The sequence below is a fragment of the Cereibacter ovatus genome, from assembly GCF_900207575.1.
Lineage (GTDB): Bacteria > Pseudomonadota > Alphaproteobacteria > Rhodobacterales > Rhodobacteraceae > Cereibacter_A > Cereibacter_A ovatus.
In genome coordinates this window covers 26658-52461 of sequence record NZ_OAOQ01000007.1, presented here as the reverse complement: position 1 = coordinate 52461, position 25804 = coordinate 26658, and the positions used below count along the sequence as shown (strand labels likewise).

Annotated in this window: 24 protein-coding genes; 13 read left to right on the top strand and 11 right to left on the bottom strand. The window is 67.0% G+C overall.

Going from position 1 to position 25804, the window contains the following annotated elements; genetic code table 11:
- Positions 1-49: 49 nt before the first annotated feature.
- The gene (locus CRO07_RS09590; RefSeq protein ID WP_097030582.1) at positions 50-1099 is read left to right on the top strand and encodes an SPOR domain-containing protein; all 1050 of its coding nucleotides are present in this window, start codon (positions 50-52) and stop codon (positions 1097-1099) included.
- Between the two features lie 223 nt (positions 1100-1322).
- On the opposite strand, the gene CRO07_RS09585 is transcribed toward CRO07_RS09590, so the two are convergent.
- Both CRO07_RS09585 and CRO07_RS09580 read right to left on the bottom strand, forming a co-directional pair.
- Complete coding sequence (locus CRO07_RS09585; RefSeq protein WP_097030476.1) at positions 1323-2342, bottom strand: hypothetical protein; 1020 nt, start codon at positions 2340-2342, stop codon at positions 1323-1325.
- A 135-nt stretch (positions 2343-2477) separates the two neighbouring features.
- A complete protein-coding gene (locus CRO07_RS09580; protein WP_097030475.1) occupies positions 2478-4139 on the bottom strand; it encodes an acyl--CoA ligase family protein in 1662 nt (553 codons plus the stop codon).
- A gap of 99 nt (positions 4140-4238) precedes the next feature.
- Between CRO07_RS09580 and CRO07_RS09575 the strand changes: the two genes are divergently transcribed.
- Entirely contained in the window at positions 4239-5171 is a 933-nt protein-coding gene (locus CRO07_RS09575) for a DMT family transporter (RefSeq protein ID WP_097030474.1), read from the top strand.
- A 4-nt stretch (positions 5172-5175) separates the two neighbouring features.
- Here the strand turns inward: CRO07_RS09575 and CRO07_RS09570 are convergent, their stop codons facing one another.
- Entirely contained in the window at positions 5176-5931 is a 756-nt protein-coding gene (locus CRO07_RS09570; RefSeq protein ID WP_097030473.1) for a DeoR/GlpR family DNA-binding transcription regulator, read from the bottom strand.
- A gap of 144 nt (positions 5932-6075) precedes the next feature.
- Here CRO07_RS09570 and CRO07_RS09565 point away from each other — a divergent pair, with 144 nt between their 5' ends.
- The 5 genes from CRO07_RS09565 to CRO07_RS09545 all read left to right on the top strand — a co-directional run bounded on the left by CRO07_RS09565 (position 6076) and on the right by CRO07_RS09545 (position 13388).
- The gene (locus tag CRO07_RS09565; RefSeq protein ID WP_097030472.1) at positions 6076-7032 is read left to right on the top strand and encodes an ABC transporter substrate-binding protein; all 957 of its coding nucleotides are present in this window, start codon (positions 6076-6078) and stop codon (positions 7030-7032) included.
- A gap of 63 nt (positions 7033-7095) precedes the next feature.
- Complete coding sequence (locus CRO07_RS09560; protein ID WP_097030471.1) at positions 7096-8142, top strand: quaternary amine ABC transporter ATP-binding protein; 1047 nt, start codon at positions 7096-7098, stop codon at positions 8140-8142.
- 1 nt (position 8143) lies between these two features.
- Positions 8144-10087, top strand: coding sequence for an ABC transporter permease (locus tag CRO07_RS09555; protein ID WP_097030470.1), 1944 nt, complete (start codon positions 8144-8146; stop codon positions 10085-10087).
- On the top strand, positions 10084-10968 hold the full coding sequence (locus tag CRO07_RS09550; RefSeq protein WP_097030469.1) for a phosphotransferase: 885 nt from the start codon (positions 10084-10086) through the stop codon (positions 10966-10968). Before CRO07_RS09555 ends, CRO07_RS09550 begins: the two co-directional genes overlap by 4 nt.
- On the top strand, positions 10965-13388 hold the full coding sequence (locus tag CRO07_RS09545; protein ID WP_097030468.1) for a GcvT family protein: 2424 nt from the start codon (positions 10965-10967) through the stop codon (positions 13386-13388). Before CRO07_RS09550 ends, CRO07_RS09545 begins: the two co-directional genes overlap by 4 nt.
- Here CRO07_RS09545 and CRO07_RS09540 read toward each other — a convergent pair.
- Positions 13378-14007 (bottom strand): class I SAM-dependent DNA methyltransferase, encoded by a 630-nt coding sequence (locus CRO07_RS09540; protein ID WP_097030467.1) that lies wholly within the window; start codon positions 14005-14007, stop codon positions 13378-13380. The genes CRO07_RS09545 and CRO07_RS09540 overlap by 11 nt on opposite strands.
- Positions 14008-14092: 85 nt before the next feature.
- Here CRO07_RS09540 and CRO07_RS09535 point away from each other — a divergent pair, with 85 nt between their 5' ends.
- Positions 14093-15010 (top strand): choline/ethanolamine kinase family protein, encoded by a 918-nt coding sequence (locus CRO07_RS09535; protein ID WP_097030466.1) that lies wholly within the window; start codon positions 14093-14095, stop codon positions 15008-15010.
- Positions 15011-15022: 12 nt separating this feature from the next.
- Here the strand turns inward: CRO07_RS09535 and CRO07_RS09530 are convergent, their stop codons facing one another.
- On the bottom strand, positions 15023-16021 hold the full coding sequence (locus CRO07_RS09530) for a helix-turn-helix transcriptional regulator (RefSeq protein ID WP_097030465.1): 999 nt from the start codon (positions 16019-16021) through the stop codon (positions 15023-15025).
- A gap of 302 nt (positions 16022-16323) precedes the next feature.
- Between CRO07_RS09530 and CRO07_RS09525 the strand changes: the two genes are divergently transcribed.
- From CRO07_RS09525 to purU, 3 genes are all read left to right on the top strand, one after another.
- Complete coding sequence (locus CRO07_RS09525) at positions 16324-17229, top strand: porin (RefSeq protein WP_097030464.1); 906 nt, start codon at positions 16324-16326, stop codon at positions 17227-17229.
- Between the two features lie 187 nt (positions 17230-17416).
- Positions 17417-18796, top strand: a complete 1380-nt coding sequence (gene tpa / locus CRO07_RS09520) for a hypotaurine--pyruvate aminotransferase Tpa (RefSeq protein ID WP_097030463.1) — start codon at positions 17417-17419, stop codon at positions 18794-18796.
- 177 nt (positions 18797-18973) lie between these two features.
- Complete coding sequence (gene purU, locus CRO07_RS09515) at positions 18974-19858, top strand: formyltetrahydrofolate deformylase (RefSeq protein WP_097030462.1); 885 nt, start codon at positions 18974-18976, stop codon at positions 19856-19858.
- Between the two features lie 131 nt (positions 19859-19989).
- Here the strand turns inward: purU and CRO07_RS18675 are convergent, their stop codons facing one another.
- Positions 19990-20145: a hypothetical protein gene (locus CRO07_RS18675; protein ID WP_176504536.1), complete on the bottom strand. Its 156-nt coding sequence runs from the start codon at positions 20143-20145 to the stop codon at positions 19990-19992.
- 157 nt (positions 20146-20302) lie between these two features.
- Positions 20303-20437, bottom strand: coding sequence for a hypothetical protein (locus CRO07_RS19325; RefSeq protein WP_268876234.1), 135 nt, complete (start codon positions 20435-20437; stop codon positions 20303-20305).
- A 910-nt stretch (positions 20438-21347) separates the two neighbouring features.
- Here CRO07_RS19325 and CRO07_RS18670 point away from each other — a divergent pair.
- Positions 21348-21542 carry a hypothetical protein gene (locus tag CRO07_RS18670; protein WP_204840003.1) on the top strand — a complete coding sequence of 65 codons (195 nt, stop codon included), beginning with the start codon at positions 21348-21350 and terminating at the stop codon, positions 21540-21542.
- 231 nt (positions 21543-21773) lie between these two features.
- Here CRO07_RS18670 and hslU read toward each other — a convergent pair whose 3' ends face one another.
- The 3 genes from hslU to hslV are packed head-to-tail and all read right to left on the bottom strand — an operon-like array spanning position 21774 to position 23964.
- Entirely contained in the window at positions 21774-23075 is a 1302-nt protein-coding gene (gene hslU / locus CRO07_RS09500) for an ATP-dependent protease ATPase subunit HslU (RefSeq protein WP_097030460.1), read from the bottom strand.
- The gene (locus CRO07_RS18400; RefSeq protein WP_141400049.1) at positions 23072-23410 is read right to left on the bottom strand and encodes a hypothetical protein; all 339 of its coding nucleotides are present in this window, start codon (positions 23408-23410) and stop codon (positions 23072-23074) included. Before CRO07_RS18400 ends, hslU begins: the two co-directional genes overlap by 4 nt.
- A complete protein-coding gene (gene hslV / locus CRO07_RS09495) occupies positions 23407-23964 on the bottom strand; it encodes an ATP-dependent protease subunit HslV (protein WP_097030459.1) in 558 nt (185 codons plus the stop codon). The genes CRO07_RS18400 and hslV overlap by 4 nt, the downstream gene beginning before the upstream one ends.
- A gap of 124 nt (positions 23965-24088) precedes the next feature.
- Here hslV and CRO07_RS09490 point away from each other — a divergent pair, with 124 nt between their 5' ends.
- A complete protein-coding gene (locus tag CRO07_RS09490; RefSeq protein WP_097030458.1) occupies positions 24089-24997 on the top strand; it encodes a hypothetical protein in 909 nt (302 codons plus the stop codon).
- Positions 24998-25474: 477 nt separating this feature from the next.
- Here CRO07_RS09490 and trxA read toward each other — a convergent pair whose 3' ends face one another.
- Complete coding sequence (trxA, locus tag CRO07_RS09485) at positions 25475-25795, bottom strand: thioredoxin (RefSeq protein WP_097030457.1); 321 nt, start codon at positions 25793-25795, stop codon at positions 25475-25477.
- Between the last annotated feature and the right edge of the window lie 9 nt (positions 25796-25804).

Genomic DNA, 25804 nt, shown 5'->3' with positions numbered 1-25804 from the left:
CATACGGCCGGGGGCAGGGCAAGATCGCCCCGTCTCACGGAGTATGTTCATGCTGTTCAGGGTCGTCTCCACCGCAATGTGGGCGCTTGTGGTCGGGGCCGGTATCGGCTCGGCGCAGGATATGCCCGCAGGCCCGGCCGAGCGTCCCCCGGAAGGGTTCCCCGGCGCGCAATATGTCGACAGCCGCGGCTGCGTCTATTTGCGCGCGGGCATGGACGGATCGGTGACATGGGTGCCGCGCGTGACCCCGGACCGCAAGCCGCTGTGCGGCTATCCGCCCAGCATCGCCGGGCTGGTCGAACCGGGCAAGCCCATCGCGGTCGAAGAGGTGGCCGCACCCGCGGCCCCTGCGGTGATCGTGCCCCCCGCACCCGCGCCGCTTGCGCAGGACAAGCCCGCGGCCACGCCGGACGTCGCCGCCGCGACGGATCCGCTGATGGCGGGTGCTGCCCCCGCAGCCAGCCCGGCCGTTCCGGCTGCCGCGCCCCCGGCCGCAGCTCAGGCCGCGTCAAAGCGGGCCGATACCACCGCCCGCCCGCCGCGCAAGGCCAAGCCGCATCGGGTTGCCCTGCGGCCAAAGGCGCCGCGCCTGCCGGTGGTGATCCATGCCCATGGCGCGGCCGAGCTTCAGGCCTTCCGCCGTCTGACCATTGCACCGGGCGAGGTGGTGGCGCCGGCGGATCTGCCGGCCAAGGTCGGCTGCCCGGTCTCGGCGCCGCAGGCGCGGCGGGTGGCGTTGATGGATGGCGGCTCGACTGTGCTTTGCACCCGGCCGGGGCATGGGCTGGACGGCGCCCGGGTGCCGGTCTTGCCGCCTCTGGACACGGCGCTTGCGGCGGCGGTCGTGCCGAAGTCCGGCCCGGCGGTGGCCCCGGCCGTTCCGCTGGCGCGGCGCTATGTGCAGATCGGCGCCTTTTCGGTGCCCGCCAATGCCGAGCGTGCGCTGGACCGGCTGCAATCGCTTGGCCTGCCGGCTGCGGTGTCGCGCGGGCAGCTTGATGTGGTGATGGCGGGGCCGTTTGCCGATACGCAGGCGATCCGCGCCGCGCTGACCGCGGCCCGCAGCGCGGGCTATACCGACGCATTCATCCGATCCTGACATAGAAGGCGACCTGAACCTCGGGCAGCAACAAACCTTGGCGCCCCCCGCCCCCTTGGCGGCGGGGCGTTTTCTTATGTCCGGGGCCGATGCCCGTGCCGGCTGACCCGCCGATGGCCAGACGTTGCCGTGTCACCGTGCCTGTGCGGGGGGGTGCCCCGACGCTGGCCTGTTGGTCCTGTGGGGCCACCGTTGCCCTGCCGATGCGGCCCTGATGGGGCGGCTAGTCGGCGCAGATGCCTTGCAGGCTGATCCAGTCGCCATCGGCCAGCACTGTGCGAGGGCTGTCGCGGCGCAGCTCGTCGGCTTCGATCAGGCCAAGCATGGACTCTCCGGTCGGATCGACCGAGAAGGCATAGGGCCTTGCCGGGATGCCTGCGGCCTCGAACCGGGGCATCAGTTCGGCATCGGGCAGGTCGGTGGGCGGGGTCTGCAACAGCGTCTGGCCATAGTCCTCGACCGCATCGGCAGGCAGAACGCCGGTTGTCAGCAGCCGGAAGGTGGCGGCGATCCCCGCATGGCGCAGCAGCGGGATCAACGGGTCCAGCTGTTCCGCCCGCATGCGTTCGGCCAGCGCATGGCCGGCGATCGCCTCGGGTCCGTCGGCGCTTTCGACCATGGTGCGACCGAACACGATCTGATGGCCCGGCAGGTGGACCGGCTGGCGCACCCCGTCGCGCACCACCAGAAGCCGAACGCCGTCGTAGCCGAACACCCGCAGCGACAGCCGATCGGCGGCGCGCCGGCCAAGGGGCGCGGCGCAGGGCTTGCCGGTCAGGCGCATCAGATCCTGAAGCGCGATGGCGCCGATCTCGGCGCGGGTCGCGGGCGGCACGACCGAGGCGGTGTGTCTGACCAGCGCCCCCGGCATCCAGAACACCCCCAGCAGCAGAACCAGCACGCTCAGCCCGCCCAGCACCGGATTGCGCAGCCGGCCCGGGCGCGGCCGGGTCGAACGCAGCGCCGCGCGCACCGTATCCAGCGCGGCGATCATGTCGCGGTCCTCGATTTCCAGCGTTTCGGCGGCATCGGACCCGGGGGCGTAAAGCGCCGGCATCTCGCCGGGGTTCAGCCGTTCCACCGCCGGCAGCGACCAGTGCGACAACGCCAGTTCGGTGCGCGGATCGGCCATGGTCAACGAGGCTTCGCCGAAATTCACCAGAACCTCGCGCCGCTGATCCTCGGGCGCGGGACGCCAAAGGCCGGTGCATTCCAGTTTCTGGTATTTCTTCAGCGCCGTCATGCGCGGGTTCGGCCTCGGCCCTGACTTGTTACGCGGCACGATAGCCCGCCTTGCCGGCGCCCACAATCACCCGCCGCCCCGCATGAAAGGCGGCGGCGCGGACGGACGCCGCCGCGCCGTCGCGCCTTGGCCGGGTCACGGGGCGGTTTCCGTCCCGGCCTCTGCCTCGGTCAGGGCCAGCCGCGCGACGGCGCGCAGTTCGAATTTCTGGATCTTGCCGGTCGAGGTCTTGGGCAGGTCGCAGAAGATCACCTGTTTCGGCGTCTTGAAGCCCGCCAGCCGTTCGCGCACGAAGGCGATGATCTCGGCCTCGGTCGCCTGCCGGCCGCGTTTCAGTTCGACAAAGGCGCAGGGCACTTCGCCCCAGCGGTCATCGGGGCGCGCCACCACGGCGCAGAGGCTGACGGCGGGGTGATGGGCGATCACGCCCTCGACCTCGACCGAGCTGACATTCTCGCCGCCCGAGATGATGATGTCCTTGGCCCGGTCGGTGATCTTGATGTAGCCGTCAGGATGCTGGAACGCGATGTCGCCCGAGCGGAACCAGCCGTCCTTGAAGGCTTCGGCGGTGGCTTCGGGGTTCTTGTAATAACCCTTCATCACCATGTTGCCGCGCATCGCGATTTCGCCCAGATGAACGGTGTCGCGCGGGATCGGCTGGCCGTGGGTGTCATGCACCTCGGCGCCTTCCAGCGTGGCCATGCCGACGCCGGTGCGCGCCTTCAGCGCCGCGCGCTCGTCGCCTGTCGTGGCATCCCATTCCGGTTTCCAGATGCATTCCGTCGCCGGGCCGTAGACTTCGGTCAGGCCATAGACCTGCGTGACATTGAAGCCCAGCGGCTCGATTGCGGCCAGTGTTGCCGCGGGCGGGGGGGCGCCGGCGGTGAACACCTCGACCACATGGCCAAAGTCGCGACGGTCTTCGGCGCCTGCGTTGATGATGGCGTTCAGCACGATGGGGGCGCCGCCGAAATGGGTCACGCCTTCGTCCGCAATGGCGGCGTAGATCGCCTTGGCGGTCACGTCGCGGCAGCAGACCACGGTGCCGCCCAGCATTGGCACCATCCAGGTGTGACACCAGCCGTTGCAGTGAAACAGCGGCACGATGGTCAGATAGACCGGGTAAAGCTGCATCCGCCACGCGATGGCATTGCCATAGGTCGCCAGATAGGCGCCGCGGTGGTGATAGACCACGCCCTTCGGCCGCCCCGTCGTGCCCGAGGTATAGTTCAGCGCAAGGCTTTCCCATTCGTCTTCCGGCATGACCCATGGCGCCCATGGGCTGCCCTTGGCCAGAAGATCCTCGTATTCCAGAAACTCGCCGGTGGCCGAGTGGCCGGCTTCGCGGTCGCAGACCTCGATGATGGTGGGGGGCTTGCCCTCCATCTTTTCGCAGGCGGCGCGGGCCAGTGGCAGGAAGGCGGTGTCGCACAGCACCAGCTTGGCGCCACCATGGTCGAAGATATAGGCCACCGTCTCGACATCGAGGCGGATGTTGATCGTGTTCAGGATCGCGCCCGCGGCCGGCACGCCCCAATGCGCTTCGGCCTGCTGGGCGATGTTGGGCAGGATCGTCGCCACCACGTCGCCGGGCTGGATGCCCATCCCCGCCAGCGCCGAGGCCAGCCGGCTGACCCGCGCGTGATATTCGCCATAGGTCAGCCGGGTCGCGCCATGGACCAGCGCGATGCGGTCGGTGAACACCTCGGCCGCGCGTTTCAGATGTGACAGCGGCGTAAGGGCGGCAAAGTTCGCCGCGCATTTTTCCAAGCCGCGTTCGTCGGCAAGCCAACCCATTGCAACGCCTCCCCTCGTTGTTCCGGATATGTCGTTTTCCGGCGCGCAGTCTGGCGCGGGATCGGCATGAAGGAAAGGGCCGAACGAGGAGGGACGCGGATGAATCCGCAGGACAGGACGCTGGCTGCTGCCGGTTTCATCATCATCTATGCCGTCGTGATCGGCTTTACCGACAACTATGTGCGCGTGATCGCGGCCGAGGGCGGGCTGTGGCAGTTCCATGCCACCCGTTCGGTGATGGCCTTGGTGTTGCTGGCGGTGGCGGGGCTGGCGCTGGGGCTGCGGCTGAGGCCGGTGAACTTGCGCGCGGTTGTGGCGCGCTCGGCCATTCATGGCACGTCGATGCTGATCTATTTCGGCGCGCTGGCGTTTCTGCCGGTGGCGCAGGTGGCGGCGGGGCTGTTCACGGCGCCGATTTTCGTGCTGCTGATTTCGCGCTTTGTCTATGGCGAGGGGATCGGGCCCTTGCGGGTGCTGGCGGTGGCGGTGGGCTTTGCCGGCGTCGTGCTGGTGCTGGGCCCCGAGGCGATGGCGGGGGCCTCGGTCGCGGCGGCGGTGCCGGTGCTGGCGGGGCTGCTTTACGGCATGGGCAATATCGCCACCCGCCGCTGGTGCCCGCAGGAAAGTGCCGCCACGCTGCTGGGCGGGTTCTTCACCGCGCTGGGGTTGCTGGGGGCTTTGGGCATGGCGGTGCTGGCGCTGATGCCGCTGCCGGTGCCCGCGGGGGCGGACGGCTTCGTGATGCGCGGCTTTGTCTGGCCGTCGCAGGCCTTTCTGTTCTGGACCTTTGTGCAGGCGGCGGGATCGCTGCTCGCGGTGGGGATGATGATCCGCGCCTATCAGGTCGCCACCGCCACGCGGGTGTCGGTGTTCGAATATGTCATCCTGCCGGCCTCGGCGCTGTGGGGCTGGATCTTGTGGTCCGAGACGCTGACGCCCGCGGCGGCCGGCGGCATGGGGCTGATCGCACTGGCCGGGGCGATCATCGCCTTCGGCGGGCGCCGCGCACCGGCCACGGCGGCGGCCGGCTAGGGCGTCAGCCCGCCAGAACCAGCCGCGCCCCCCCTGCCGCCATCGCGCTGGCGATCACGGCGGGGGGGGCGGCATCCGTCACCAGCTCGTCCATGCCGTCAAACCCCACCACGGCGACCAGCCCGCGCCGCCCGAATTTGGTCGCATCGGTCGCCACTACCCGGCGCGGGGCGCAGGTCAGCAGGGCGCGGGCGAACTCGGCCTCGTCGGGGTCATAGTCGGTGACGGCCAGCGCATCGACGCCCCCGGCCGAGATCACCGCCACATCGGCCCGGAACTGAAGCACATGCGCCACCGCCGCCGGTCCCAGCGCCGCGCCCGAGTCTGGCCGCACCTCGCCCGCGGTCAGGAACACCCGGTTCCCGCCTGTCACCGCCAGCGTCCGCGCCACGTCCATCGAATTCGTCACCACCCGCAATCTGCGGTGGCCGGTCAGCGCCCGGGCGATGAAACTGGTGGTCGTGCCGGTATCCAGCATCACCGTCTGACCGTCGAGGATCGTTGCCGCCACCCGCGCCGCGATCGCCTGTTTGGCGGGCGCATTCTCGCGCATCCGGCGGCGAAAGGGCGCCTCGGCGGTGGGGCCGGTCAGGCTGACGGCGCCATGCATCCGGTGGACGGCGCCGTCTTCGACCAGCGGGCGCAGGTCGCGGCGCACCGTCTCGGTCGAGACGCCCAGCAGGTTTGCAAGCTCGGCCACCGTGACGGTGCCGCTGCTGTCAAGAATCTTCAGGATGTCGGCATGGCGCTTGGAAATCATCTGCAATGCCTTTGTCAGGTCAGATCCGGACCGGATCGGTCAGATACGATCAGCAAAGACACAAACAGCCACACGAAGCAATTGACTCGTGGCTTGGCTGTGCCGTTCACTGACCCCACAGCCGAAACGACAGGGGGACTCGCCATGACTGCCCGCCTACGATCGACACTGACGGCCGCCGCCGCCGCGGCCCTTGTCAGCGGCCTGCCGGCCGCGGCACAGGATGCATCCGACCCGATCAAGCTGACGCTGCACGACTGGACCGGCCAGCTTATCACCACGCAACTGATGGGCGCGGTTCTGGAAAAGGCCGGCATCGCGGTGGATTATGTGCAGGCCGACTATCTGGCGCAGTTCGCCGGGCTGGAAACCGGCGATCTGCATGTCGCGATGGAGATCTGGGAAACCACCGGCCGCGAGGCGATGGATGCGGCGGTGGCGACTGGCACTGTCGAGGTGATCGGCCCGACCGGGATGATGGCCAAAGAGGAATGGTGGTATCCCTCTTATATGCTGGAGGCCTGCCCGGGCCTGCCCGACTGGAAAGCCCTGCGCGAACCCGCCTGCGCCGAGGCTTTCGCCACCGCCGAAACCTCGCCCAAGGGCCGCTATCTGGGCGGGCCGGTGACATGGGGCGGCTTTGACGAGGAACGGGTCGAGGCGCTGGACCTGCCGTTCGAGGTCGTTCACGCCGGCACCGATGCGGCGCTGTTTGCCGAACTGGAAAGCGCCTATCAGCGCAAGGCGCCGATCCTGCTGTGGATCTATGCGCCGCACTGGGCGCCGGCCAAATACGACGGCGCATGGGTCGAATTTCCCGAATACACCGCCGCGTGTTACGCCGATCCGGGCTGGGGCGAAAATCCCGACCTTGGCTACGATTGCGGCAAGCCCCATGGCGACATCTGGAAGGTCGCATGGTCCGGCGTGAAAGAGAAATGGCCCAAGGCCCACGGCATCATCGGCGCCTTCAGCATCGACAGCGTCGAGATGGGCGCCCTGATCGGCAAGGTCGATCTGGACGGCCAAAGCGTCGAGCAGGTGGTCGCGGACTGGATGGCCGCAAACGAAAGCCGCTGGCAGGGCTGGATCGGCCAGTAGCAGCCCCCATCGTCCCCCCGCGCCCGCCACCCCGGGCGCCGGGCCTGCGCATGCGAGGTTTCCTTGCCCCGACCCAAGCCCGAACCAAAGCTTGTCTGCCGCAACGTCTGGAAGATCTTCGGGCCGCACGGGGCGGCGGCGCTGGATCGGCTGGGGCATGGCGTCTCGGCCGAGAGGCTGGCGGCGCTGGGGCTGGTGCCTGCGGTCCGCGCGGTCGATCTTGAGATTGGCGAGGGCGAGATCTTCGTCATCATGGGGCTTTCCGGCTCTGGCAAGTCGACGCTGGTGCGGTGCCTGTCGCGGCTGGTCGAACCCACGGCGGGCGAGATCATCTTTCACGGCCAGAACCTGCTGGCCGCATCGGAATCCGAGATGATCCGCCTGCGCCGGCACACCATGGGCATGGTGTTTCAGCATTTCGCGCTGTTGCCGCACATGACGGTGGTGCAGAACGTGGCCTTCCCGCTGGAGGTGCAGGGCCAGCCGCGCGACCAGCGCGAAGCGACCGCGCGCCGGATGATCGCGCTGGTGGGCCTTGCTGGGCGCGAACAGGCGCTGCCGCGTCAGTTGTCCGGTGGCCAGCAGCAGCGGGTGGGCATTGCCCGCTCGCTTGCCGCCGACCCCGAGCTTTGGTTTCTGGACGAACCGTTCTCGGCGCTTGATCCGCTGATCCGGCGCGAGATGCAGGACGAATTCCTGCGCCTGCAATCGGTGCTGAAAAAGACCATCGTCTTCATCACCCATGATTTCGATGAAGCGATCCGGCTGGCCGACCGCATCGCCATCATGAAGGACGGCGCGGTGGTGCAGGTCGGCACGCCCGAACAGATTGTGCTGTCCCCCGCCACCGATTATGTCCGCGAGTTCACCCGCGCGGTGCCACGCGCCAAGGTGGTGCGGGCGGGATCGGTCATGGCGCCGGTCGCGGGGCATGCCGCCGAAGCGGGGGCGGGTCGCGACGGGCCGTGCATCCCCGCGCGCAGCACCGTGGCCGAGGCCGCCCCGCTGTTTGCCGCCGGCGCAGAGGCGGTGGCGGTGACCGATGCCGAGGGCCGGATTTCCGGCCACCTGCACCGGCAGGCGGTGATCGAACTGATGCTGGCGGGCTGAGATGGCGGCGCTGTCCCCCCTGCGCTTGCGGCACTGGCAGGGCCCCGGCCTGTGGGCGGGGGCGCTGGCGCTGTTTGCCGCCTTTGCGCTTTGGGGGCGCGATCTGGCGCCATGGGCCTTCGACTGGCCGCGCAAGGCGGTGCTGCCGGTGCGGCGGCCGATCTCGGATGCGGTCAAGTGGTTGATGAATCACGCTGATCTTGGCCTTTTCACCTTCCGCGAGGCGACCCGCGCCATCGCCGCCGCGGTCGAGTTTCCCTACCGGCTGGTTCTGGCGCTTCTGTCCGAGGGCGGTCAGGCTGCGGGCCTTGCGGTGCCGGCGCTGCCATGGGTGACGGTGGTGGGGGCGGCGGCGCTGCTTGGCTGGCGCGCGGGCGGGGCAGGGCTGGCCGCACTTGTCGCCGCCTGCTTCGGTTTCGTCGCGCTGTTCGGCCAGTGGGATGCGGCGATGGTGACGCTGGCCTCGGTGCTGATCGCGGTGCCCTTGGGCGTTGCGGGCGGGCTGCTGCTGGGCGTTGCGGCATGGCGCTGGCGGTGGCTTGACCGGGCGCTGGTGCCGGTGCTGGACCTGATGCAGACCATCCCGGTCTTTGCCTATCTGGTGCCGATCCTGATCCTGTTCGGCTTTGGCCCGACCGCTGCGGTGGTGGCCACGGTGATCTATGCCCTGCCGCCGATGGCGCGCGTGACCACGCTTGCACTGGCGCGGATGCCGGCGGAAACCCACGACCTTGGCCGGATGATCGGCTGCACGCGGCGGCAGATGACGTGGCGGGTGATGGTGCCTTCGGCGCGCGACGGGCTGATGGTGGGGGTCAATCAGGTCATCATGCTGTCGCTGAACATGGTCATCATCGCCTCGATGATCGGCGCCGGGGGGCTGGGCTTTGAAGTTCTGGGCGCGCTGCGGCGGCTGGACTTCGGCGCCGGGCTGGAAGCGGGGCTGGCCATCGTGGTGCTGGCGGTGGCGATGGACCGCCTGTCGCAGGCATTCGCCGCGGGCCGTGGCGGCGGACGCCTTGGGCCGGGGCTTTGGCTGCTGGCAGGCGTGACGCTGGCCGCGCTGATGCTGCCGGCGTTGCGCGACTATCCCGACGGCTGGCGGCTGTCGACCGGGCCGTTCTGGTCGGATGTGATGCGCTGGATCAATGTCACCTTTCACGACAGCCTTGAGGCGGTGAAGGATGCCGCCCTTCTGGGCGTTCTGGTGCCGGTCAAACGCTTTCTGCTGGGCCTGCCGTGGCTGGGGGTGGCGGGGCTTCTGGCGCTGGCGGGCTGGCGCCTTGGCGGCTGGCGGCTGGCCACGCTGGCGGGGGGGCTTGCGGTGCTGATCGCCGCCACCGGGTTGTGGGAACAGGCGATGATCACCGTCTATCTCTGCGGGCTGTCGGTTGCGGTGGCGATGCTGATCGGCCTGCCCATCGGCATCCTTGCGGCCGAGCGGGACGGGCTGTGGCAGGTGGTCCGGCTGATGATCGACACGGCGCAGACGCTGCCCAGCTTTGTCTATCTGATGCCCGCGGTGATGCTGTTCCGGGTGGGCGATTTCACGGCGATGCTGGCCATCGTGGCCTTCGCCGTGGCCCCCGCGATCCGCTATACCGCGCTGGGCCTGCGGGGGGTGGATCCGCGGCTGATCGAGGCCGGCCGCGCCATGGGGTGCACGCGCTGGCAGATCCTGACCCGGATCAAGCTGCGGATGGCCCTGCCCGAGATCCTGCTGGGCCTGAACCAGACCATCATGTTCGCCCTGTCGATGCTGGTCATCACCGCGCTGGTCGGCACCCGCGATCTGGGCCAAGAGGTCTATGTCGCGCTGACCAAGGCTGATGCCGGGCGCGGCCTTGTCGCGGGGCTGTGCGTGGCCTTCATCGCCATCATCGCGGATCGGCTGATACAGGCCGGCGCCGCGCGGGCGCGGGCGCGGCTGGGGCTTTTGCCATGATCCCTGAACGCATCCTGTCGCTGCCCTGCTGGCAGGGCGAACCGCGGGCCGAGCCACTGTCGGGCGGGCTGTCGAACGAGATCTGGAAGGTCACCGATGCCGCGGGCCGCCATGTGGTGCGGCTGGGCGCCGATTACCCCTGTCACCATGTCAGCCGTGCCCGCGAACTGATGACCACCCGCGCCGCGCATCAGGCGGGGTTTGCCCCCGCCGTTCGCCACGCCGAGCCGGGGGTGATGGTCACCGAATTCATCACCTCGCAGACCTGGACCCGGGCCGAGGTCGCGGCCAGCCCGGAACGGGTCGCACGGCTGCTGCATGACTTTCACCACCGGATGCCGCTGTTTGTCTCGGGCGAGGCCAGTCTGTTCTGGGTGTTTCATGTCATCCGCGATTACGCCCGCACGCTGACCGAAGGCGGCAGCCGCTTTGCCGTCCGCAACGCCGCCTTTCTGGCCCTTGGCGCCGCGCTTGAGGCCGCACAGGTGCCGCTGCCGATCGTCTTTGCCCACAACGACCTGTTGCCTGCGAATTTTCTGGATGACGGCACAAGGCTGTGGCTGATCGATTATGAATATGCCGGCTTTTCGACCGCGCTGTTCGATCTGGCGGGGGTGGCGTCGAATGCGGGCATGGATGCCCCGCAGGCGCGGGCGCTGCTTTGCACCTATTTCGGGGCCGAGCCTGCGCCCGCGCTGATGCGGGCGTTCGATGCCATGCAATGCGCCTCGCTGCTGCGCGAGGCGATGTGGGCGATGGTCTCTGAACTTCACCTTGCCGCACCGGGCGTCGATTATGGCGCCTATGCACTGGAAAACCTTTCCGCCTTGCGCGACGCCTGCGCCGCCTTCACCGACAGACACGGGGTATCCCTGCCATGAGCCTGCCCAGCCACGCCCAGATCGTCGTCATCGGGGGCGGCATCATCGGCTGCTCGACCGCGTATCACCTTGCGCGTGACCACAAGGCCGAGGTGGTGGTGCTGGAACAGGGGCGGCTGACCTCTGGATCGACATGGCATGCGGCGGGGCTGGTGGGGCAGTTGCGCTCGTCCGCGTCGATCACGCGGGTGCTGAAATATTCCGTCGATCTTTACAAGCGGCTGGATGCCGAGACCGGGCTTGCCACCGGCTGGAAGATGACCGGCTGCCTGCGGCTTGCGACCAATGCCGACCGCTGGCTGGAATACCGCCGCCTTGCCACCACCGCCCGCAGCTTCGGGATGGAGATGCACCTGATCTCGCCGGCCGAGGTCAAGCGGATGTGGCCGCTGATGGACGTGGGCGATCTGGTCGGCGCCTCGTGGTTGCCGACCGACGGGCAGGCCAGCCCCTCGGACATCACCCAAAGCCTTGCCAAGGGCGCGCGGATGCATGGCGCGCGGTTTTTCGAAGGCGTCAAGGTCACGGGCTTGCAGATGCAGGGCAACAGGATCGTGGCGGTCGAGACCACGGCCGGCCGGATCGGTTGCGAAACGGTGCTGAACTGCGCCGGTCAGTGGGCGCGGCAGGTGGGGGCGATGGCCGGCATCTCTGTGCCGCTTCAGCCGGTAAAGCATCAGTATATCGTGACCGAACGGATTGCGGGCCTTGCCGCCGACGCGCCCACACTGCGCGACCCCGACCGGCGCACCTATTTCAAAGAAGAGGTCGGCGGCCTTGTCATGGGCGGCTACGAGCCGAACCCCCAGCCTTGGGTCACGGGCGACGTGCCGGATTGGGAGTTCAAGCTGTTCGACGACGACTATGACCATTTCGCCCAGCATGTCGAACAGGCGGTCGCCCGCGTGCCCGCGCTGGCCGAGGCCGGCGTGAAACAGATGATCAACGGCCCGGAAAGTTTCACCCCCGACGGCAACTTCATCCTTGGCCGCGCGAATGAATGCGCCAACATGTTCGTGGGTGCGGGCTTCAACGCCTTTGGCATCGCCTCTGGCGGTGGGGCGGGGTGGGTTCTGGCGGAATGGGCGATGACGGGCGAGGCGCCGCTGGATCTGTGGGCGGTCGATATCCGGCGCTTTTCCGACCTGCATCGGGATCGCGACTGGGTGAAGGACCGGACGCTGGAGGCCTATGGCAAGCATTACAGCATCGCCTGGCCGCACGAGGAATATGAAAGCGGCCGGCCGCGGCTTGTCTCGCCGCTGTATGATCGGCTGGCGGCGCAGCGGGCGGTGTTCGGCTCGAAACTCGGGTGGGAACGGCCAAACTGGTTCGCCCCCGAAGGTGTCGCGCCGCACGATCTGCCGTCGATGGGGCGGCCGAACTGGTTCGGGCCGGTGGCTGCCGAACATGCTCAGGTCCGCACCAGCGCGGGGCTGTTCGATCAAAGTTCCTTCGCCAAGTTCGAGATCCGCGGCCCCGGGGCGCAGGCCGCACTGGATTGGCTGTGCGCCAACGATGTCGGCAAGCCGCCGGGCCGGATCACCTATACCCAGCTGCTGAACTCTCGTGGCGGGATCGAGGCCGACCTGACGGTGGCGCGGCTGGCCGAGGATCATTTCTACATTGTCACCGGCACCGGCTTTCGCACCCATGATGCCGGGCTTTTCCTGGATGCCCGGACCGATGGCTGGACGTTCGAGGATGTGACCGAGTGCTGGGGCACGCTGTCGCTGATGGGGCCGCGCGCCCGCGACATCCTGTCGGCGGTGGCGGCCGAGGATGTCTCGGATGCGGCCTTTCCGTTCGGGCATGTGCGGGTGCTGACCATCGCCGGGCAGCGCGTGCGGGCGCTGCGCATGACCTATGTCGGCGAACTGGGATGGGAGTTGCATGTCCCCATGCCGGGTTTGCCTGCGGTCCATGACGCACTGATGGACCGGCCTGGCCTGGGTCCCGCGGGCTATCGGGCGCTGGAAAGCCTGCGGCTTGAAAAAGGCTATCGCGCGTGGTCGGCGGATATCACGCCGAACGACACCCCGTTCGAGGCCCGCCTTGGCTGGGCGGTGAAACTGGGCGGCACCATTTCCTTCCGTGGCCGCGAGGCGTTGGCGGCGCAGGCCGGCCTACCGCAGAAAAAACTTTTCGTCGGTTTCCGGGTGGACGATCCCGAAGCCGTCCTTCTGGGACGAGAGACCATCCTGCGCAACGGCACGCCGGTCGGCTATCTGACCTCGGGCGGGTTCGGCCATACCGTCGGGGCGCCGCTGGGTTATGGCTATGTCCGTTGCGCCGAAGGTGTCACCAATGATTTCCTGACCACAGGGCGTTACGAACTGGTGGTGGCGGGTGACATCCTGCCCGCGACGCTTTCCACGAAACCGTTTTTCGATCCTGATAATGCGCGCATCAGGGCTTAAGGCGCAGCACCACGGCGCGGCTTGGGGTGGTTCCCGGCTCACCCGGCATCGAGACATAGGGCGCGGTCATTTCGGCAAGGCTGGCGCCGCCCTCGGCCACCAGCGCCTCGACCGCGACGCCGAACCCGCCCTGCCACAGCGATTCCTTCACCGTCAGCACGATGACGCCCCCCGGCCGACAGATCCGGATCAGCGCCGGCAGCGCCTCGGCGCCGACATGGCCGGTGGTGAACACCCCGGTCGAGATCACCCCGGCATAGGCACCATCGGCAAAGGGCAACTCGCCGCCCAGAGGCAGGTTGTGCAGCCGGGAATAGACCCCCTTGGCGCGGGCCATCTCAAGCATCCCGGCCGAGATGTCCAGCGCCTCGACCTCGGGATAGCCCATGATGTCCAGCCATTCGCCCAGCAGGCCGGTGCCGGCCCCGGCATCCAGCAGCGGCCGTGCCCCGCGCGGCAGATGCCGCGCCAAAAGCGCCACGCCGATCGCCGGGTGACGGTAGCCGGCCCGGGCCATCTCGGTCTCGTAGGTGTCGGCCCATCGATCGTAAAGGGCCGCGACCTCTTGCGGGCCTTCCGCCCCGTAGACCGCACCCAGATGCCCCTCATGCTGTGCCATCGCACTCTCCTTGCGCCACGCCCCACCGGGCATGAACATAGCGGTCTGCCGCGTTGCGTAAACCGTTTCCAAAGCAGGATGACACATGACCGACGACCTTCGCGCCATCGCCGCCCGCATCCCGCTGCTTGCTGGTCATGACGGCCCGGCCGAGCGTCTGGGCGGCCTGACCAACCGCGTCTACCGGCTGGGGGCCCACATCCTGCGCGTGCCGGGCGAGGGCACCGCGGATTACATCGACCGCGGCAACGAAGCCGTAGCGGCCGAGCTTGCGGCGAAGGCCGGTGTCAGCCCGGCGCTGCTTTACGTCGATCCGGCCAGCGGTCTGATGGTCACCGAATATGTTCCGGGGGCCGTCACCATGTCGCCGGACGGCTTCCGGTCGCGTCCGGGGGCCGTCGCGCGGGCGGGGCAGGCGTTTCGCAGGCTTCACGACTCGGGCGCGCAGTTTCCGTTCCGGTTCGAGCTGTTCGCGATGATCGATGATTACCTGCGGCTGCTGTCCACGCGGGATGTGGCGCTGCCCCCCGGCTATCACGATGTGGTGGCCGAGGCTGAGGCCGTCCGCGCCGCGCTTCAGGCCGCGCCGGTCGCCCCGGTTGCCTGCCATTGCGATCCGCTGTGCGAGAACTTTCTGGATACCGGGCAGCGGATGTGGATCGTCGACTGGGAATATTCCGGCATGAACGACCCGATGTGGGATCTGGGCGATCTGTCGGTCGAGGCCGATTTCGACCCGGCACAGGACGAGGTGCTGCTGAAAGCCTATTTCAATTCCGAGGCTCCGGCCGCGGATCGTGCGCGCATGGTGATCTACAAGGCGATGTGCGATCTGCTTTGGACCCTGTGGGGGTTGATCCAGCTTGCGAACGGAAATCCCGCCGATGATTTCCGTGCCTATGCGGATGGCCGGTTTGCCCGCTGCAAGCAGTTGATGGCAAAGCCGGATTTCGCGCGGCATCTGGATGTGCTGTGGCTGGCCGGGGCAGGGCGGCGCGTGTGATGCCGGCCCGGATCAGGGCAAGGCGGGGAAATCGGCCCTGCGAAAGTCCTCGACCATCCGGCGCAGCGGTTCGGGGGCGATCACCGCGACGCCCTCGCCCCATTGATACAGGTGCCACGCCATTTCCAGCCAGCCGCTGGCATTGAACCGGACAGTCAGGCTGCCATCGGGTTCATCCGTGGCTTCCTGCTGCGGATGAAAAAGAAATTCACGCGCTGTCGCCGCGGCTGCGGGCGAAAAGCGCCAGACCACTTCGCCCTGTTCGGTCTCGGCGTGGAACGATCCGAAGGCGCGGGCGGCGTGGGCCTCAAGGTTGAAGTCAGGATCGCGGGCGAAGGAATCCGGCTGAAGCTGCGCAGAGATGATCCGGTCAAGGCGGAAGTGGCGCAGCCTGTCATCGCCGCCGCGATCCTTCGCCACCAGATAGCGCCGCGTGCCCAGAAGCAGCCCGTAGGGTTCCAGCACGCGGCTGCGCGGGCTTTCGTCGCGGCTGCCGGCATAGCTGACGGTCAGCAGGTGCGGGCCTTTCAGCGCCTGCGCGATGGTGGCCAGGATCTGCGGGTCGGTCCGCACCCGCGGCCCCGGCCGCGAGGCAAAGCCATGGGCCTCCAGCACCGCTTCGGCATCGGCCTCGGCGCGGCGGGCGTGCGGCCCCGGCATCACCGACAACAGCCGGTCGCGCAGCGATTTCAGCGCCTCGGCTTCCAGCACCGCGCCTTCACGCTCGGCGCGGCGGATGCTCATTTCCACGGCGGCCAGCTCGCTGTCGCGGATCCCGCGTGACAGCATCAACCCCGCCTTTTCGCCCCGCAGCTTCCAGAACTTGCGCCGCTGGTCGTCGGTCAGCGTTTCGACATTGGGAAAGCAGTCCTCAAGCGCCCGCGTCATCCGCTGTGCCGTCCGCCGGTCGACCGAAAATTCGGTTTCGATCTCTTGCAACCCCACACCCAGATGCCGTGAGGCCGCCATTTCGGCCAGACGTAACAGATCCGAGGCTTTCGCGAATGACATGACGCACATCCTGACAGGAACTGACACCATCAAAGGCTATTGCTGAGGATGCGGCCTGTCGAGGAGATTCGTCCCCGCAGCATTTGATGAAGTGATCGTTTCAGTAACGGGGACTTCGGCAGGTCGCACCCGGTCGCTTTGCAGGGCGGTCTTTTCGCCGCCGGGAGTGGGGCGGAAAACCTGCATCCAACCGGCCGTGTTTATCGCGCAACAGCCGCGTCTCTACCGAGGCGAGAGTATTGACGACCCTGTCTTGCGCGGCCACTTCTCAGGCCAACGAAAACACTGATGGCAGGCGGCAGATGCGCGTTCGAGTTCTTCTTGTTTCTTCGGCTCTTGTGGCCCTTTCCCCGGTTGTTGCTGCGGCACAGGAATACAGCGGCGGCGTCACGCTTGGTTATGGCCACACCGATGTCTCTGACTCGGACACCGATGCCAACATCCTGACCCTCGACGGGCGTTTTGGCGTCGATCTTGGCAATGGCCTGCGCTTTGGCGCCGACATCTCTGGCGCAAATGTCGATATCGATGGCGCCGCCGACGATCTGGACCAAAGCGTGGTCGGGATTTACGGCGCCTATGGCTTCGCCAACGGCACCTCGGCCGGCCTTTATGTCGAACGTGCCGATGTCGATGACGATCTGACGCTGACGTCTTATGGCCTGATGCTGGGCTATGAAGCCGAGGGCGCCGCACTCGGCGGCTTTTATGGCGAAAGCGACACCGATCCCGCATTGCCGAACGGGGGGGATGTGCAGGATTATGGCGTGACCTTCCGCTACACCGGTGCAGAGGGCTATACCGTGGGCGCCAGCGCGCTTCGGACCGAGATTTCCAGCAACGGCCGCGAACTGAACTACGATTTCGCCGGCATTGCCGGGTCTTATGCCGTCGCCCCTTCATGGACCCTGTTTGGCGGTCTCAGCGATATTTCGCTGGATGAGCTGGAATTGGATGTGACCACGCTGGGTCTTGGCGTCAGCTATGACCTGTCCGCGGTCAGCCGCGCCAATGCTTCGGTGTCGCTGGAAGTCGCACGGTCCGAGACCGAAGTTTCCGGGCTTGAGGGCGACGAGACCAGCGTCCGCCTTGGCCTCAGCATCCCGCTGGGCAGCCGTGGCTTTGCCGTGCCGATGAACAGCGTGGCGGATTCGGTGCTGAACCCGCGCCACAGCGCGATGAGCACCAGCATGATGTCGGCTTACTAAGAAGGCCGCGCAGCCTTCCGTTCGGAACACCCGGCAGCCTCTGGCTTGCCGGGTTTTTCGTTTCTGCGCCAGTGGCGGTGGTTCACGAAGCGCGAAATGATACCCCGGACCTGTTGCCTTTCCCCCGGAACGGGTCTCAAACTGGACCGAACGGTCAACAACACAAGATCACGGGGAGCGAACGATCATGGAAGGCCTGGCGCAGACGAACGACCTGACCGAGGTCATCGAAGCCGACCGCGCGCATATGTGGCACCACCTGAGCCAGCACAAGCAATATGAGACGGTCGACCCCCGCATCATCGTCGAGGGGCGCGGGATGCGGGTCTGGGATGCGGCGGGCAAGGAATATCTTGACGCGGTGTCGGGCGGGGTCTGGACGGTCAACGTGGGCTACGGCCGCGAAAGCATCGCCAATGCGGTGCGCGATCAACTGATCAAGATGAACTATTTCGCCCATTCGGCGGGCTCGATCCCGGCGTCGCTGTTCTCGAAGCGGTTGATTTCAAAGATGCCGGGGCTGTCGCGGGTCTACTATTCCAATTCGGGGTCAGAGGCGAACGAGAAAGTCTTCAAGATGGTGCGGCAGATCTCGCACCGGCACCACGGCGGGCGCAAGGGCAAGATCCTGTTCCGCGAACGCGACTACCACGGCACCACGATCACCGCGCTTGCAACCTCTGGGCAGCCGCAGCGGGCCGAGCAATACGGGCCGCTGACGCCGGGCTTCGTGATGGTCCCGCACTGCCTGGAATACCGCAAGCAGTGGGACGTGGCCAATTACGGCGAGCGCGCCGCCGATGCGATCGAAGACGTGATCCTGCGCGAAGGCCCCGATACGATCGGTGCGCTGTGCCTTGAACCCGTGACCGCCGGCGGCGGCGTGATCGTTCCGCCCGAAGGCTACTGGGCCCGCGTCCAGGAGATCTGCCGCAAATACGACATCCTTCTGCACATCGACGAGGTGGTCTGCGGCCTTGGCCGCACCGGCACCTGGTTTGGCTATCAGAATTTTGGCGTGCAGCCCGATTTCGTGACCATGGCCAAGGGCGTGGCCTCGGGCTATGCGGCGATTTCCTGCACCGTGACCACCGAAGCGGTGTTCGAGATGTTCAAGGACGCCCCCGACGATCCGCTCAGCTATTTCCGCGACATCTCGACCTTTGGCGGCTGCACCGCGGGGCCGGTGGCGGCGCTGGAAAACATGCGCATCATCGAAAACGAGGGGCTGCTCGACAACACGCTGAAGATGGGCGCCCGCGTGCTGGACAACCTGCGCGCCCTGCAAGAGAAACACCCCGTGATCGGTGACGTGCGCGGCAAGGGCCTGTTCTGCGGTGCCGAACTGGTGGCCGACCGCACGACGAAAGAACCCGCCGACGAAAAGCGCGTGGCCGCCGTGGTGGCCGATGTGATGGCCCAGGGCGTCATCATCGGCATGACGAACCGCTCGATCCCCGGTTTCAACAACACGCTCTGCCTCTCGCCGGCGCTGATCGCGCGCCCCGATGACATCGACCAGATCACCGATGCCATCGACGGCGCGCTGACCCGCGTCTTCGGCTGATCCCGGCCACCCCGAACGCGATGGGTCCGCACCCCGGTGCGGGCCCTTTGTCTGTCCGGCCGCCCCGGCCTGCCTGCGACGCGATGTCAGAATTGCGCCCTCCCCTGTCGCTTTGTGATGTGCCGTCGTGCCGCAGGCGCTATAGCCCGGTTCCACAAGACCAACCCGAGGGAGCCCATGCCGCAGTTCGTCCTCACCGTCACCTGCCCGACCCGCCGGGGCATCGTCGCCGCCATCGCCAACTTTCTGGCAGACAACGGCTGCAACATCACCGACTCGGCGCAGTTCGACGATCTGGAAACCGGAAAGTTCTTCATGCGCGTGGGCTTCAAGTCCGAGACCGGCGCCACACTGGATGCGCTGAACCGGGCCTTCACCCCCATCGCCGACACGCTGGAAGCCGACTGGCAGATCTTCGACACCGCGCAGAAGATCAAGGTGCTGCTGATGGTGTCGAACTTCGGCCATTGCCTGAACGACCTGCTTTACCGCTGGCGCATCGGCGCCCTGCCGATCGAGATCGCGGGGGTGGTCTCGAACCACCTGACCTATCAGAAAGTGGTGGTGAACCACGACATCCCGTTCTTCCACGTCAAGGTCACCAAGGAAAACAAACCGCAGGCCGAAGCCCGCCTGATGGAACTGATCGACGAGACCGGCGCCGAACTCGTCGTGCTCGCCCGCTACATGCAGGTGCTGTCGGATGCGTTCTGCGCGAAGATGTCGGGCCGGATCATCAACATCCACCACTCGTTCCTGCCCTCGTTCAAGGGCGCCAACCCCTACAAGCAGGCCTACCAGCGCGGCGTGAAACTGATCGGCGCCACGGCGCATTACGTCACGGCCGACCTCGACGAAGGCCCGATCATCGAACAGGATACGATCCGCGTCACCCATGCCCAAAGCCCCGAGGATTACGTCAGCCTCGGCCGTGACGTCGAAGCCTCGGTGCTGGCCCGCGCGATCCACGCCCATATCCACCACCGCGTGTTCCTGAACGGCAACAAGACCGTGGTCTTCCCGGCCTCGCCCGGTGCCCATGCCTCGGAACGGATGGGCTGACCCGCCCCTGACGGCACGGGGGCCACGCCCCCACCGTCTCCTTCATTCTGGCCCAAATATCCCGGGGGTCCGGGGGCAGCGCCCCCGGCCTTCTCCGCCTCCCACCCGGCCCGCACCCTGACCGCGCCCCCTCAGCCTGCGGCGCGCTCTTCCGGTGCCTCGTGCCGCCGGTCAAGGAACGTCGGGCACCACCCGCCGACGTCATGGCGGCGCAGATGCGTCATCATCCCGTCCCACTGGGCCAGCCGCTCGTCCAGCGGCATGGCCAAGTGCACGGCCGACGGCATGGGCGGTCTGCCCGGTGTCGCAGGGGTTGACAAGCGCCGCCCCACCCAGCTCGCGCGACAGCACCGAACCCCGGGATCTGCGAGGCGATATCCGTCTTCACCACAAGGCCGTGGTCGGCCAACCCGCGCATGATGGTCTCATAGACCGGAATCGCTGTCAGGATATCGACGGGCGGCCATGAGAGATGCAGGACAAAGCCGATCCGGTTCCGCACCCGCGGCGGCGAAAGTCCACGGCCAGCGGGATCAGGTGATCGTCATCCACCCGGATCACGTCGTCGGGCTTCAGCATCAGACCCGGCCGGTCGGCAAACAGCCGGTTTCCCCGGAAATAGCCGCCATTTCCTGCCGGTCATATTCCGCCAGATCCAGCCGGCAATGAAAGACCGGCCACAGCACCCGGTAGGCAAGGCCGCTATAACATTCATCCAGATCGGCCTGTGAAGATCGGTCAGCGCATGGCTGATCCTGTCCTGATCCATCATGGTCAGTCCCTGGGGTGCGGCATCGCCGGTCGAGCGTCCAGACCAGCCCATCCAGATCCCGCCCTTCTCGCGTAGCGCGGCATGGACTGCGACCGCAGGCCCGCCGCCCGGCAGGGTGCCAGTCTCATCCGGCAGTGGATATCCAGTCTGACACCAGCCGGGTCATGCCGCAAGCTCCGCCACCAGATCGCGCCGCCCAGCCGCGTGGCCCGCGCGCGAAGCCGGTCGGGCAGGCCCGGTTCCAGCTGCGCCTCGTGCGGGGGGCCGTCCGCGATGTCCACCAACGTCCCGTCGATATCCAGAAACAGCGCCCGGTCGTCGGAACTTTCGCGCGGCGCAAGGCGCTGGTGCCGTCATGGATATCGGCTTGCTGGGCGTGGGACCGTATGAGACCTGCGGCAGACGGTGCAATCTGGCGGTCACGCGCAAGTGCGGGCTTTGGTTCCCCACGAATATGTGTGCATCGCGCGGATGCGGTCGCTGGCACGGGCAGGCTCTGCGCGCCCCGGCGGGGCGAAGTCGCGCCTGCGACCTGATTCCGTCGCCCGCGGGATCGGCCCGGCCGGTCCCCGCCCTTGCGGCGCAAAGACCGCCATTCGCCCCCGGCAGGGGCCGAACGGCAGCCATCACAGCCCCAGAGGGGGCGGCGTGATGTCGCCCATGGCGATAAGGCGCGCCGCGTGGCTTGACGCACGGCCCGCGGGGCGGCAACGGTGGGTGTCAGCGCAGCTCTGCATCAAGGAGGCAAACGTGCCCGAAGTCTCTGAACTCGCATTCCGCCTGATGATGGCGGCCGTCATCTTCGTCGGCGTCGGCATCATGTTCGCTTTTGCCGGCGGCCACTGGTTTGTCGGCCTTGTCGTGGGTGGCCTCGTCGCGGCCTTCTTCGCCGCCACGCCGAACAACGACTGATCCTGACCGATCCCGAAGGCCCGCGCGATGCGCGGGCCTTTCGCGTTTTCAGGCCGCAAGAGGTGGCGGGGCGGCGCCTTGCCTTGTCCGGCAACGCCCGGGCCTGTGACGGGTATCTCTTTTCCCGGCTCTCTCTATCCCGGCCACCGAATCGCTGCGCGTGCAGCCCGGGGCGCGGCAGCGTGACAGGACCATCGGCCCGCGTGTCCCGCCCCCCGCGGCCGGCAGCCGCTACAGGACGTAGCGGCTGAGATCGGTCGAGCGTGCCAACTCGCCCAGATTCTTCTCGACATAGGCCGCGTCCACCGTCACCGCCTCGCCCGAGCGGTCGGGGGCGTGGAACGACAGCTCCTCGAACACCCGCTCCATCACGGTATAAAGCCGGCGTGCGCCGATATTTTCGACCGCGCGGTTGACCTCGGCCGCGATCCCGGCCAGCGCCGCGATCCCGTCGGGGGTGAAGGTGACCTGAACCTTCTCGGTCCCCATCAGCGCGACATACTGCCGGGTCAGCGCGTTGTCGGTTTCGGACAGGATGCGGACGAAATCTTCTTCGGTCAGGGCGCGCAATTCGACCCGGATCGGCAGGCGGCCCTGCAATTCCGGCAACAGATCCGAGGGTTTGGCGATATGGAACGCGCCGCTGGCGATGAACAGGATGTGGTCGGTCTTGACCGGGCCGTATTTGGTCGAGACCGTCGTGCCCTCGATCAGCGGCAGCAGGTCGCGCTGAACGCCCTCGCGGGACACATCGGCGCCGCGCATGTCCGACCGTGCGCAGACCTTGTCGATCTCGTCGATGAAGACGATGCCGTTTTCCTGCACCGCCTCCAGTGCCGCGGCCTTCACCACCTCGTCGTCCAGCAGCTTGTCGGCTTCTTCGTTCATCAGGATGTCGTGGCTTTCGGCCACCGTCATCTTGCGCCGCGTGGTGCGCCCGCCAAAGGCCTTGCCAAAGATTTCGCCCAGATTCATCATGCCCATCTGGCCCTGTCCGGAGGGATCAAGCATCTGCATCGGGTTCGAGGTGTCGGCCACCTCGATCTCGATCACAGTGGCGTCCAGTTCTCCGCGTTTCAGCTTTCCGCGGAACATCTCGCGGGTCTGGTCGCGGGCGTCGCGCCCGGCAATCGCCTCGATCACGCGATCCTCGGCGGCACGGGCGGCGCGGGCCTTCACATCCTCGCGCATGCGGGCGCGGGTTTCCACGATGGCGGCATCGACCAGATCGCGAATGATGCTGTCGACATCGCGGCCGACATAGCCGACTTCGGTGAACTTGGTCGCCTCGATCTTCAGGAACGGCGCGCGGGCCAGCTTGGCCAGCCGGCGCGAAATCTCGGTCTTGCCGACGCCGGTGGGGCCGATCATCAGGATGTTCTTGGGATAGACTTCGTCGCGGATGTCATCGGCCAGTTGCTTCCGGCGCCAGCGGTTGCGCAGCGCCACGGCCACGGCGCGCTTGGCGTCCTTCTGGCCGATGATGAAGCGGTCAAGCTCTGATACGATCTCGCGCGGGGTCAGGTCGGTCATTTAAGCTTGTCCATGTCAGTTGAGTTAAAGATCCAGCGTTTGGTGTCGAGACACCATCCCTCTTGTCCATCACTCATAGTGGTCCCCGTGGCTCCCAATTTCACGAGTAACTCCCTAGTTTTGTCTTCGTGGCAACCGCAGCAGCGTGCTAGATCAAAGAGAGAAATAACGGGCGCTTCAACGCGTAAGAACATGGCACGAAGAAGCTGCAATCGAGGCTTCACCCACTCCCGTTCGTTGGCACGTTTGCGCAAAACCTCCAAGAGGAGCGGAGCCAGAAAGGAGCCGAAGAAAGAGCCTCCAAAAACGGCAGTAACAACCTGAAGTAGCGTCATTTTGAAATCTGTTCCACGGTCAGGTTGCCGTTGGTGTAGACGCAGATATCGGCCGCGATCGCCATGGCGCGGCGGGCGATCTCCTCGGCGGGCAGGTCGGTCGCCATCAGCCCGCGCGCCGCGGCCAGCGCAAAATTCCCGCCCGAGCCGATGGCCGCGATGTCATGTTCCGGCTCGAGCACGTCGCCCGCGCCGGTGATGACCAGCAGCGTCTCGCCGTCGGTCACGATCAGCATGGCTTCAAGGTTGCGCAGGTATTTGTCCATGCGCCAGTCCTTGGCCAGTTCCACGCAGGCGCGGGCCAGTTGGCCGGGGCTGGCTTCCAGCTTCTTTTCCAGCCGTTCCAGCAGCGTGAAGGCATCGGCGGTCGATCCGGCAAAGCCTGCCACCACCTCGCGTCCGCCGGGGTTCAGCCGGCGGACCTTGCGCGCCGTGCCCTTGATGACCGTCTGGCCAAGGCTCACCTGTCCGTCGCCCGCCACCACGACCTCGCCGCCGCGGCGCACGGCAAGGATGGTCGTGCCGTGCCAGCCGGGAAACCTGTCTTCTGCCATGAAACCCTCCGTTTGGGCCTATATGGAGCCCGCACCGCAGGCGCACAAGCCGCGCAAACCGCGCCGCCGTTAAGCCCGCCTTAGACTTCTTGACCCATGTTCGGTGGAAGCCGGAAGGGGAAAGATGCCGCATACCCGCGTTCTCAACATCTATCTGCCCTCGCCGCTGCGCGAAGATGCGCTGATGGGGAAGGTCAATATCGTCAACCGGATCAAGGCGGCGGTGGCTTCGCAGGGGCTTCGCCTTGACATTCATGCCGATACGGCAGCCGAACGGGCCGACCCGGCACGGCGGCACGGCTGGTCGCTGTTTCACATGCAGGAACCCGTGGGGCCGCGCTGTCTGTGCCTGCGACGGGCCTATCACTTCCCCTTCTGGCAGATCGAGGGCACCAACGAACGCTGGTGGTTCGATGTGGCGCAGGCGCCGTTCGATCCCGGCGGGATCGATCCCGCCGCCGCGCGGCCGTTCTTCCAGCGGTGGCGCCGCCGCATCGTGGGCGAGCGGACGGCCTCGCGCGATGGGTTCATCTTCATGCCGTTGCAGGGCCGTCTGGGTGAGCATCGCCCCTTTCAGGCCATGAGCCCAATCTCGATGGTTCATGCCACGCTGGAACAGGATGCACGGCCGATCATTGCCACGCTGCACCCGGCTGAGCATTACAATTCCGCCGATCTTCACGCGCTGGAGGATCTGATCCGCCGCTATCCCCGGCTGGATGTGCGCCGGGCCGATCCGCTGCCGTTGCTGGCGGCTTGCGATCTGGTGGTGACGCAGAACTCGTCAGTGGCCTTGACCGGCTATTTCCTGAAAAAGCCCGCGGTTCTGTTTGCAGGGATCGACTTTCACCATATCGCGGGATCGGTCCCGCGTGAGGGGATTGCGAAGGCGTTCCAGCGCGCCGAGTGCAGCACGCCAGACCATGCCGCCTATCTGTATTGGTTCTTTCATCTCAATACGATCAACGGCGCCGCCCCCGATGCCGAGGCGAAGATCCTTGGCCGCTTTACCCGCCTTGGGTGGCAGTTCTGATGGGCGGCCGGGGACCGCCACGCGGACCCTGCCGGGTAAAGCCTCCCGGCGGCAGGAAGGTCGGGTCTGATGGGGGCAGGGGATGCCGCCATGCAAAACCCCTACCACAAGCAGGCAGAGGATGGCTGCCGCCCGTGTCGCGGGGGCATGCGCTGCCGGGCTGTGCCGGCGTGCCTCTGCCTTGTCCGCAAACTGGTCAATCGCGTCACGGGCAACAGGTTGCCGCGGTCGGGATGGGCCGCTTGTGATCCGAGACGTCGGTGACAAACGGCCTGCGCGCCCGATGGGGTGGCTGCGGCCCGCGCTGCGTCTGAGCCAGACATGCAACGGGCGCCCGAAGGCGCCCGCAAATGGAACTTGTCGCGGATTTCACTCATCTGCGGCGGGGTGTGGCGCGCGATTTCCGGAAGCTTGCTTCCCGCGCCCGGGTCATGGCGCGATCACCCGCGGGTCGCGCGGTCAGGCGCCGGGTGCCGGTCAAAGCGCGGTCGAAATCCAGTTCGCCAGTGCCGCCTTCGGCGCGGCGCCGACCTTGTTCGACATCACCTGACCGTTCTTGAACAGGAACAGCGCCGGGATGCCGCGCACGCCCAGCTGGGCCGGGCTTTCGGGGTTCTCGTCCACGTTGATCTTCACGATCTTGACGCGGCCGGCATATTCTTTCGCCAGTTCCTCCAGCGCCGGCCCGATCTGCCGGCAGGGGCCGCACCATTCGGCCCAGAAATCGACGACGACGGGCACCGCGGACTTGCGCACTTCGGCGTCGAAGGTGGCGTCCGTCACGGCAACGGTGGACATATTCAATTC